Below are 10153 nucleotides of genomic sequence, written 5' to 3' on the forward strand. Positions count from 1 at the left end.
GGGGAGTACGCGCCGTAAATCATGCAGCGCAGGACGCCTCCCCGGAACGGCACCCGGCGACAACCGCAACCACCACCCGCAACCCCGAACCGCGCCGGACGGCGACACCGCGCAGGACGCGACCCCGGAACGGCCCCCGGCAACCACCGCAACCACCACCCCGCACCGACCACCGGCCGGACGACAAACACCCGCCGCACGACGACTAGCCTGCGCACGTGACGCAAACCATCATCTGGATCGTCGGCATCGCCATCGCCATCGGGCTCTACCTGAGCTGGACCGCCGGGCGGCTCGACCGGCTGCACGCCCGTATCGACGCCGCCCGCGCCGCCCTTGACGCGCAGTTGCTGCGGCGGGCGTCCGTCGCGCAGGAGCTCGCCACCTCCGGCCTGCTCGATCCCGCCGCCTCGCTCGTCCTGTACGAGGCCACGCACGCCGCCCGGCAGGCCGAGGAGGAGCAGCGGGAGGTGGCGGAGAGCGAGTTGAGCCAGGCGTTGCGGGCCGTGTTCGGGGAGCCCGAGCAGGTCGAGGCCGTGCGGGCCGCGCCCGGCGGGGAGGAGGCGGCCGACGAACTCGCCGCCGCCGTGCGCCGCGTACCGATGGCGCGGCTCTTCCACAACGACGCCGTACGCGCCGCCCGCGCCCTGCGGCGGCACCGCAAGGTGCGCTGGTTCCGGCTCGCCGGCCACGCACCGTTCTCGCCGACGTTCGAGATGGACGACGAGCCGCCCACCGCGCTCGCGGCCCGGCCGGTGAGCTGAGAAGGATCCACCGGCTCTCCGGTGGCCCTTGCTGTGGACCGGTGACCAGGCGTTCTCTTGAAGGAGCCACATACTTCCCAGTCCAGTGAGGTCGCTCCGTGTCCACCAGCCCCCAGACCCCCGAAACCGGCACCGCACGCGTCAAGCGCGGCATGGCAGAGCAGCTCAAGGGCGGCGTGATCATGGACGTCGTCACGCCGGAGCAGGCGAAGATCGCCGAGGACGCAGGCGCGGTGGCCGTGATGGCTCTGGAGCGGGTGCCCGCCGACATCCGCAAGGACGGCGGGGTGGCCCGGATGTCCGACCCGGACATGATCGAGGGGATCATCGGGGCGGTGTCGATCCCGGTCATGGCCAAGTCCCGGATCGGGCACTTCGTGGAGGCGCAGGTCCTCCAGTCGCTCGGCGTCGACTACATCGACGAGTCGGAGGTGCTGACGCCCGCGGACGAGGTCAACCACTCGGACAAGTGGGCGTTCACCACCCCGTTCGTGTGCGGTGCGACCAACCTGGGTGAGGCGCTGCGGCGGATCGCCGAGGGCGCGGCCATGATCCGGTCGAAGGGCGAGGCCGGCACCGGCAACGTCGTCGAGGCCGTGCGCCACCTGCGGCAGATCAAGAACGAGATCGCCCGGCTGCGCGGGTACGACAGCAACGAGCTGTACGCGGCGGCCAAGGAGCTGCGCGCGCCGTACGAGATCGTCCGGGAGGTCGCCGAGCTGGGCAAGCTGCCCGTGGTGCTGTTCTCGGCGGGCGGTGTGGCGACCCCGGCGGACGCGGCGCTGATGCGTCAGCTCGGCGCCGAGGGCGTCTTCGTCGGGTCCGGCATCTTCAAGTCGGGCGACCCGGCCAAGCGCGCGGCCGCGATCGTCAAGGCCACCACGTTCTTCGACGACCCGAAGATCATCGCGGACGCCTCGCGCGACCTCGGCGAGGCCATGGTCGGCATCAACCTCGACACCCTGTCCGACGCCGAGCACTTCGCGAACCGTGGCTGGTGAACAGCCGCCCCTGATCGGGGTCCTGGCGCTCCAGGGCGACGTCCGGGAGCATCTGGCGGCGCTGACGGAGGTCGGCGCCGTGGCCGGGACCGTGCGCAGGCCGCAGGAGCTGGCCGAGGTGGACGGGCTGATCGTGCCGGGCGGCGAGTCCACGACCATGTCGAAGCTGGCCGTGCTCTTCGGCATGCTTCAGCCGCTGCGTGAGCGGGTACGGGCCGGGATGCCGGTCTACGGCACGTGCGCGGGGATGATCATGCTGGCGGAGAAGATCCTCGACCCGCGGTCGGGCCAGGAGACCATCGGCGGTATCGACATGATCGTCCGCAGGAACGCGTTCGGACGGCAGAACGAGTCGTTCGAAGCGGCGGTGGACGTCACCGGGGTCGGTCCCGTCGAGGGTGTCTTCATCCGCGCGCCGTGGGTGGAGTCGGTGGGTGCGCAGGTCGAGGTGCTGGCCGAGCACGGGGGCCATGTCGTCGCCGTGCGGCAGCGGAACGCCCTCGCGACGTCGTTCCACCCGGAACTCACGGGTGATCACCGGCTGCACGGGTTCTTCGCGGATATGGTGCGCGCCTGCCGGTGACGCCGTCCCGGTAGGATCTCTGCCGAACGGAGCAGGATTGGTTACGCGAAGGAGACAGGCAGATGTCCGGCCACTCTAAATGGGCTACGACGAAGCACAAGAAGGCCGTGATCGATGCCAAGCGCGGCAAGCTCTTCGCGAAGCTGATCAAGAACATCGAGGTCGCTTCCCGCACCGGCGGCGCCGATGTCGAGGGCAACCCGACGCTGTTCGACGCCATCCAGAAGGCGAAGAAGAGCTCGGTGCCCAACAAGAACATCGACTCGGCGGTCAAGCGCGGCTCCGGCCTCGAAGCCGGTGGCGCCGACTACGAGACGATCATGTACGAGGGCTACGGGCCCAACGGTGTCGCGGTCCTCATCGAGTGCCTCACCGACAACCGCAACCGCGCAGCCTCGGACGTGCGGGTCGCGATGACCCGTAACGGCGGCTCGATGGCCGACCCCGGTTCCGTCTCGTACCTCTTCAACCGCAAGGGCGTCGTCATCGTCCCCAAGGGTGAGCTGGGCGAGGACGACGTGCTCGGCGCGGTGCTCGACGCGGGCGCCGAAGAGGTCAACGACCTCGGCGAGACCTTCGAGGTGCTCAGCGAGGCCACCGACCTGGTGCAGGTGCGCACCGCGCTCCAGGAGGCCGGCATCGACTACGACTCGGCCGACGCCAACTTCGTCCCGACCATGCAGGTCGAGCTGGACGAAGAGGGCGCCCGCAAGATCTTCAAGCTGATCGACGCGCTGGAGGACAGCGACGACGTGCAGAACGTCTTCGCCAACTTCGACGTGTCGGACGAAGTCATGGAGAAGGTCGACACCTGACGCGGCCTCATGCCGACGGGCCGACGGGGGGACGCGCCCGCCCGTCGGCCCGTCGCGTTGTCAGTCGTGACAGATACTGTGCTGATCAGCGACTGAAGGGGAGGCGTGCGATGCGGGTTCTGGGCGTTGACCCCGGGCTGACCCGGTGCGGTGTCGGAGTGGTCGAGGGTGTGGCGGGCCGCCCCCTGACGATGCTGGGTGTCGGAGTGGTGCGGACGCCCGCCGACGCGGAGATCGGCATGCGGCTGGTCGCCATCGAGCAGGGCATCGAGGCCTGGCTGGACGAGCACAAGCCCGAACTCGTCGCGGTGGAGCGGGTGTTCGCCCAGCACAATGTGCGTACGGTGATGGGCACGGCCCAGGCGAGCGCCGTCGCCATGCTCTGCGCTTCGCGCCGTGGCATCCCCGTCGCCCTGCACACCCCCAGCGAGGTCAAGGCCGCCGTCACCGGCAGCGGACGGGCGGACAAGGCGCAGGTCGGCGCGATGGTGACCCGGCTGCTGCGGCTGGCGGCGCCGCCCAAGCCGGCCGACGCCGCCGACGCGCTGGCGCTCGCCATCTGCCACATCTGGCGCGCCCCCGCCATGAACCGTCTCCAGCAGGCGCACGCGGCCGCCCGCCCGTCCCGTATCCCCACCTCCGTACGTAAGGTCACCCGATGATCGCCTTCGTCAGCGGCCCCGTCGCCGCTCTCGCCCCGACCACGGCCGTGATCGAGGTCGGCGGCATCGGCATGTCCGTGCAGTGCACCCCCGGCACCCTCGCCGAACTGCGCGTCGGACAGCAGGCGAAGCTCGCCACCTCACTGGTCGTCAGGGAGGACTCCCTGACGCTCTACGGGTTCGCCGACGACGACGAGCGGCAGACCTTCGAACTGCTCCAGACCGCGAGCGGCGTCGGGCCACGGCTCGCCCAGGCGATGCTCGCCGTGCACGCCCCCGACACGCTGCGCGTCGCGGTCGCCACGGGCGACGAGAAGACGCTGACCGCCGTGCCCGGCATCGGCAAGAAGGGCGCCCAGAAGCTGCTCCTCGAACTGAAGGACCGGCTCGGCGAGCCGGTCGGCCCCGGCAGGGCACAGGGCATCGGGACGGCCGTCTCCGCCTCCTGGAGCGACCAGCTGCACGCCGCGCTGATCGGCCTCGGCTACGCCACCCGCGAGGCGGACGAGGCGGTGGCGCTGGTCGCGCCGCAGGCCGAGGCCGCCGTCGCCGAAGGACTGCAGCCCCCCGTGCCGCAGCTGCTGCGCGCCGCGCTCCAGAGCCTGAACCGAACCCGTTGAGCCGACCCCGAGGTGTACTTCAGTGAGCTGGGACGACAGCAGCAGCGAGACGACGGCGGACGAGGCCGAGCGGCTCGTCGGCTCGTCGGCCGACGGTGAGGATCAGGCCGTCGAGGCGGCCCTGCGGCCCAAGTCGCTCGACGAGTTCGTCGGCCAGGAGCGCGTCAGGGAACAGCTCGACCTGGTGCTCAAGGCGGCCCGCGCGCGCGGCGCGACCGCCGACCATGTGCTGCTCTCCGGGGCGCCGGGGCTCGGCAAGACCACGCTGTCCATGATCATCGCAGCCGAGATGAACGCGCCGATCCGGATCACCTCGGGCCCCGCCATCCAGCACGCGGGCGATCTCGCCGCGATCCTTTCCTCATTGCAGGAGGGCGAAGTCCTCTTTCTCGACGAGATCCACCGGATGTCGCGGCCCGCCGAGGAAATGCTCTACATGGCCATGGAGGACTACCGGGTCGACGTGATCGTCGGCAAGGGTCCGGGGGCGACCGCCATCCCGCTGGAGCTTCCGCCGTTCACCCTGGTCGGCGCCACCACCAGGGCCGGGCTGCTGCCGCCGCCGCTGCGCGACCGGTTCGGCTTCACCGGGCACATGGAGTTCTACGAGAGCGTGGAGCTGGAGCGGGTCCTGCACCGCTCGGCGCAGCTGCTCGATCTGGAGATCGACGCCGAGGGCGCCGCGGAGATCGCCGGACGCTCCCGGGGCACCCCCCGTATCGCCAACCGCCTGCTGCGCCGGGTACGGGACTACGCGCAGGTCAAGGCCGACGGCTTCATCACCCGTGAGGTGGCTGCCGTGGCCCTCAAGGTCTACGAGGTCGACGCCCGGGGACTCGACCGCCTCGACCGGGCCGTGCTCCAGGCGCTGCTGAAGCTGTTCGGCGGCGGACCCGTGGGACTTTCGACCCTCGCGGTCGCCGTGGGGGAGGAGCGGGAGACGGTCGAAGAGGTCGCCGAGCCCTTCCTCGTACGGGAGGGACTGCTCGCGCGCACCCCGCGCGGCCGGGTGGCGACGCCCGCCGCCTGGGCACATATGGGTCTCACACCCCCGCAGCAGACACCGGGCGCAAGCGGACAACAGGGTCTCTTCGGGGCGTGACGGAGATCGCTCTCGCCAACCGAGGAACCCCGGTGCGATGCTGGGCGTTGTTCCAATGATGCGGACTCGCTTAGACTCCGCCGATGCCGCCCTTCCGGGCCGGTGTGCCCACCCCCGTATACAAGGCCGTTCGACAAGCGCGGTCGTGCGAAGGAAGTTCCCTCCCGTGAGTCTCGTGACCATCCTCCCCTTCATCGTGCTCATCGGGGCCATGTTCCTGATGACCCGGTCCGCCAAGAAGAAGCAAGCGGCGGCCGCGTCGATGCGCAACGACATGCAGCCCGGCATCGGCGTCCGCACGATCGGGGGCATGTACGCCACCGTCAAGGAGGTGCACGACGAAATGGTCCTCCTTGAGGTAGCTCCCGGAGTCCACGCCGTGTACGCCAAGAACGCCATCGGCGCCGTCATGGACGACGAGGAGTACAACCGCATCGTCCACGGCGAAGACCCCTCCCAGGAAGACGCTCTGGGTGACGGTGCGATCGTCCCCGACGACGCTTCTTCCCTGACCGAGGCCGGCGACACCCCTGCCACGGCCAAGATCGACCTCGGCAAGAAGCCCGAGGACGACGAGGCGGCCGACGCCGAGCCCGAGCTGAAGGCCGCCAAGGCCGACGCGAAGGCCGAGGCCGACGCCAAGGACAGCAAGGCCGACGGCGAGGCCGACGCGAAGTAGTCCCGTCCGCGACTACCGCGACCGTGGGCCGTCCTGCGGCCCTCAGCGGTGCACGGACCCTGCCGATTTCTGCGGGGGCAGGTCCTCACAACACTTCGTGGCCGCTCCGGCGCATACCGGGCGAGGGGCGGTTGGACAGGGAGAAACGAGAAGGTGGCAGCACCTAATAAGGGCCGAAGGCAGGCGGGGCGGGGCAAGCCGGGCCGCACCCTGACACTGTTCCTGATCGTCATGGTCGCCCTCACGGGCGGGATGTTCTGGTCCGGTCATGTCACGCCGCGGCTGGGGATCGACCTCGCGGGCGGCACGAGCATCACGCTCGAGGCGAAGAACACGCCGGGCAAGCCGAACGCGATCAACAAGACCAACATGGACACGGCGGTCAGCATCATCGACCGGCGTGTCAACGGTCTTGGTGTCTCGGAGGCCGAGGTTCAGACCCAGGGCTCCAAGAACATCATCGTGAACATCCCCAAGGGGACGAACGAGAAGCAGGCCCGCGACCAGGTCGGCCAGACGGCCCAGCTGTACTTCCGGCCGGTGCTCACCGTCGCCGCCGGCGGCCCGACGGCGCCCCAGCCGTCCGGCTCGCCCAGCGCGTCGCCGTCCGGTTCGCCCAGCGGCTCCCCGAGCGGCAAGCCGAGCGCCGAGTCCTCCGCGGGCACGTCGGGCGACAAGGCCTCGCCGTCGTCCAGCGCCACCACCCAGGGCCGTGCCGTGACGGGCGCCCTGAAGAAGGCGCCCTCGCCGACGCCGACCCCGGGTGCGACCGACCCGAGCGCCCCGGCCAGCCCGCCGGCCGCGACACCGCCGCCGGACCCGGCCACGGCCGCTCTGCAGAAGAAGTTCGAGAACCTCAACTGCACGAGCAAGGCCCAGCGCACCACGGTCAACCAGAGCTCAGCGCCCAAGGACACGATCGTGGCCTGCGGTCAGGACTCGGACAAGCAGTGGGCCAAGTACGTCCTCGGCCCGGCCGAGCTCGAAGGCACCGACGTCTCCAAGTCCAAGGGCGTCCTCGACCCGCAGCGCGGCATGTGGATCGTCACCCTCGACTTCACCGGTGGCGGCACGAAGAAGTTCCAGTCGATCACCACGAAGCTCTCGAAGCAGCAGCAGCCGATGAACCAGTTCGCCATCGTGCTGGACGGCAACGTCGTCTCGGCGCCCTCGGTGAGCCAGACCCTCGGCGCCAGCGCCGAGATCTCCGGCAGCTTCACCCAGCAGTCCGCGCAGGACCTCGCGAACGTGCTCTCGTACGGCGCGCTGCCGCTGTCCTTCAAGGAGGAGAGCGTCAGTACGGTCACCGCCGCGCTCGGCACCGAACAGCTCCAGGCGGGGCTGATCGCGGGCGCCATCGGGCTGGCCCTGGTCATCATCTACCTGGTGGCCTACTACCGGGGTCTGTCGCTGATCGCGCTGCTCAGCCTGCTGACCTCCGGCATCCTCACGTACGTGATCATGTCGCTGCTCGGCCCGGGTATCGGCTTCGCGCTGAACCTGCCGGCGGTCTGCGGTGCGATCGTCGCCATCGGTATTACGGCGGACTCGTTCATCGTGTACTTCGAACGGATCCGGGACGAGATCAGAGAGGGCAGGACCCTGCGTCCCGCCGTCGAGCGCGCCTGGCCGCGCGCCCGGCGCACCGTCCTGGTCTCCGACTTCGTGTCGTTCCTCGCCGCAGCCGTGCTGTTCCTCGTCACGGTCGGCAAGGTGCAGGGCTTCGCGTTCACCCTCGGCCTGACCACGATCCTCGACGTGGTCGTGGTGTTCTTCTTCACCAAGCCGGTCATGACGCTCCTCGCCCGCACCAAGTTCTTCTCCAGCGGCAGCCCGTGGTCGGGTCTCGACCCGAAGCGTCTCGGGGCCAAGCCGCCCCTGCGCCGCTCCCGCCGCACCGGCGGCCCCACCGACCACCCGAAGGAGGCGTGAGATGTCGCGACTCGGTGCATTCGGCGCCCGGCTCTACCGTGGCGAGGTCGGCTACGACTTCGTCGGGAAGCGCAAGATCTGGTACGGGATCTCGATCCTGATCACCATCACGGCCATCGTCGGCCTGGCGGTGCGCGGTCTCAACATGGGCATCGAGTTCAAGGGCGGTGCTGTCTTCACCATTCAGCACACGACCACCTCGGTCGCCAAGGCCCAGACCGACACCGAGGCGGCGGCCCCCGGCCACGAGGTCGTGGTCCAGAAGCTCGGCAGCGACGGTCTGCGCATCCAGGTCAGCGACCTGAATCCGCAGAACTCCGCCGCCGTGACGACGGAGCTCTCCAAGGACCTGAACGTCCCGGAGAGCAAGATCGCCGCCGACCTGGTCGGTCCCAGCTGGGGAGAGTCGGTCGCCAACAAGGCGTGGACCGGACTGGGGATCTTCCTGGTCCTGGTGGTGATCTATCTGGCCATCGCCTTCGAGTGGCGGATGGCCGTCGCCGCCCTCGTCGCCCTGATCCACGACCTCACCATCACCGTCGGTGTCTACGCCCTCGTCGGCTTCGAGGTCACACCGGGCACGGTGATTGGTCTGCTGACCATTCTCGGTTACTCGCTCTACGACACCGTCGTCGTCTTCGACAGTCTCAAGGAGCAGTCGAAGGGGATCACCAAGCAGTCCCGCTGGACCTTCAGCGAGGTCGCCAACCGCTCGATCAACGGCACCCTGGTGCGGTCCATCAACACCACGGTGGTCGCCCTGCTGCCGGTCGCCGGTCTGCTGTTCATCGGCGGCGGCCTCCTCGGTGCCGGCACGCTGAACGACATCTCGCTGGCCCTGTTCGTCGGCCTCGCCGCCGGTGCGTACTCCTCGATCTTCATCGCCACCCCGCTGGTGGCGGACCTCAAGGAGAGCGAGCCGCAGATGAAGGCCCTGAAGAAGCGGGTGTTCGCCAAGCGGGCGGCCGCAGCGGCCAAGGGCGAGTCGATCGAGCAGACCGACTACGGCACGGACGACGACGCTCCGGCGGACGGCGACCCGGCCGGTGCGACTCCCGCCGCCGCCGGCTCGGTCAACGGACCGCGCAGCCGCAACCGCAACAACGGGCGGCCCTCGGGGCGGCGCCGATGACGGACGACAGCACACGGGAGCTGCTGCTCAGCCGCATCCGTGACGTCTCGGACTACCCCAAGCCGGGGGTGATGTTCAAGGACATCACCCCGCTGCTGGCCGACCCCAAGGCGTTCTCCGCGCTCACCGACGCGCTGGCCGAGGTGTGTGTCCGGCAGGGCGCCACGAAGATCGTCGGTCTGGAGGCGCGCGGGTTCATCCTCGCCGCCCCGGTCGCCGTCAGGGCCGGGCTCGGCTTCATCCCCGTACGCAAGGCGGGGAAGCTGCCGGGAGCGACGCTGTCGCAGACGTACGAGCTGGAGTACGGCAGCGCCGAGATCGAGGTGCACGCCGAGGACCTGGCCGAAGGTGACCGGGTCATCGTCATCGACGACGTCCTGGCCACCGGCGGTACGGCCGAGGCGTCCCTTGAGCTGGTCAGGCGGGCGGGCGCCGAGGTCGTGGGCGTCGCCGTACTGCTGGAACTCGGCTTCCTCGCGGGCCGTGCCCGCCTGGAGCCGGCCCTGCGCGGGGCTCCGCTGGAGGCCCTGATCACGGTCTGACCGATCTCTTACGCACACCAGGACGGGCGCCCGGGAACACCGGGCGCCCGTCCTGTGTTGTGTAATCCCTCCAGTCCCGGGGCGAGCGGAATGCCCAGGGTCGATACCATGGAGGTTCGGGCCTGACCGGGGGACCCGGATCCGCACGAGGAGCGCTCTTGCCAGACGAGGCCCAGCCACTGGCCGCCGCAACGCCCGACGAGCACGAGAACCGGGCAACGAAGGCATCGGACGCGCCGCAGGAGAAGCCCGCGGCAGCGCCCGAGGCGGAGCGCGCCCAGAATCCGGCGCAGACGGCCCCGGCGGAGACTCCGGCGCCCG

General features: G+C 70.0%; 11 protein-coding genes. All 11 read left to right on the forward strand.

What is annotated here, in order from left to right; all coding sequences use genetic code 11:
• Positions 1-218: 218 nt before the first annotated feature.
• The 11 genes from HY68_RS22510 to HY68_RS22560 all read left to right on the forward strand — a co-directional run bounded on the left by HY68_RS22510 (position 219) and on the right by HY68_RS22560 (position 9832).
• On the forward strand, positions 219-764 hold the full coding sequence (locus HY68_RS22510) for a membrane protein (protein ID WP_041991597.1): 546 nt from the start codon (positions 219-221) through the stop codon (positions 762-764).
• A 98-nt stretch (positions 765-862) separates the two neighbouring features.
• The gene (gene pdxS, locus HY68_RS22515; protein WP_041991598.1) at positions 863-1765 is read left to right on the forward strand and encodes a pyridoxal 5'-phosphate synthase lyase subunit PdxS; all 903 of its coding nucleotides are present in this window, start codon (positions 863-865) and stop codon (positions 1763-1765) included.
• 10 nt (positions 1766-1775) lie between these two features.
• A complete protein-coding gene (gene pdxT, locus HY68_RS22520; RefSeq protein WP_041996844.1) occupies positions 1776-2348 on the forward strand; it encodes a pyridoxal 5'-phosphate synthase glutaminase subunit PdxT in 573 nt (190 codons plus the stop codon).
• A gap of 62 nt (positions 2349-2410) precedes the next feature.
• On the forward strand, positions 2411-3163 hold the full coding sequence (locus tag HY68_RS22525; RefSeq protein ID WP_041991600.1) for a YebC/PmpR family DNA-binding transcriptional regulator: 753 nt from the start codon (positions 2411-2413) through the stop codon (positions 3161-3163).
• Positions 3164-3273: 110 nt separating this feature from the next.
• On the forward strand, positions 3274-3825 hold the full coding sequence (gene ruvC / locus HY68_RS22530; RefSeq protein WP_041991602.1) for a crossover junction endodeoxyribonuclease RuvC: 552 nt from the start codon (positions 3274-3276) through the stop codon (positions 3823-3825).
• Positions 3822-4445, forward strand: coding sequence for a Holliday junction branch migration protein RuvA (gene ruvA / locus HY68_RS22535; RefSeq protein WP_041991604.1), 624 nt, complete (start codon positions 3822-3824; stop codon positions 4443-4445). Before ruvC ends, ruvA begins: the two co-directional genes overlap by 4 nt.
• 22 nt (positions 4446-4467) lie before the next feature.
• Positions 4468-5547 (forward strand): Holliday junction branch migration DNA helicase RuvB, encoded by a 1080-nt coding sequence (gene ruvB / locus HY68_RS22540; protein WP_041991606.1) that lies wholly within the window; start codon positions 4468-4470, stop codon positions 5545-5547.
• Positions 5548-5713: 166 nt separating this feature from the next.
• On the forward strand, positions 5714-6226 hold the full coding sequence (gene yajC, locus HY68_RS22545) for a preprotein translocase subunit YajC (RefSeq protein WP_041991609.1): 513 nt from the start codon (positions 5714-5716) through the stop codon (positions 6224-6226).
• Between the two features lie 153 nt (positions 6227-6379).
• Entirely contained in the window at positions 6380-8158 is a 1779-nt protein-coding gene (gene secD, locus HY68_RS22550) for a protein translocase subunit SecD (RefSeq protein ID WP_041991611.1), read from the forward strand.
• 1 nt (position 8159) lies between these two features.
• The gene (secF, locus tag HY68_RS22555) at positions 8160-9290 is read left to right on the forward strand and encodes a protein translocase subunit SecF (RefSeq protein ID WP_041991613.1); all 1131 of its coding nucleotides are present in this window, start codon (positions 8160-8162) and stop codon (positions 9288-9290) included.
• Positions 9287-9832 (forward strand): adenine phosphoribosyltransferase, encoded by a 546-nt coding sequence (locus tag HY68_RS22560; protein ID WP_041991615.1) that lies wholly within the window; start codon positions 9287-9289, stop codon positions 9830-9832. The genes secF and HY68_RS22560 overlap by 4 nt, the downstream gene beginning before the upstream one ends.
• Positions 9833-10153: the final 321 nt, after the last annotated feature.

It is taken from the genome of Streptomyces sp. AcH 505, assembly GCF_000818175.1.
Lineage (GTDB): Bacteria > Actinomycetota > Actinomycetes > Streptomycetales > Streptomycetaceae > Streptomyces.